1 protein-coding gene is annotated in these 209 nt (G+C 35.9%); it reads left to right on the top strand.

Annotated features, from left to right (window positions below):
- Window positions 1-54: 54 nt before the first annotated feature.
- Window positions 55-209, top strand: a 155-nt coding sequence (locus tag ACX6CF_RS26585; protein ID WP_458788395.1) for an ATP-binding cassette domain-containing protein, incomplete at its 3' end; no start/stop codon positions are given.

Below are 209 nucleotides of genomic sequence, written 5' to 3'. Positions count from 1 at the left end.
TCATCGCGAAACTTAATAGTTAGTTAAATAAGACGAAATACAAAAGGAACTACCATGCTAAATATGAACAAGATTTCTAGAATTTATCAAAGTGATACTATTCAAACGCATGCTTTAAGAGACTTCTCATTGAATGTGAAAGCAGGAGAATTTGTTGCGGTAACTGGCCCTTCGGGCTCTGGAAAATCTACTTTTCTAAATGTTGCGGG

It is taken from the genome of Vallitalea sediminicola, assembly GCF_054408565.1.
Note: the sequence above shows the minus strand (reverse complement) of the source record. Positions and strands in the feature narration are given on the sequence as shown.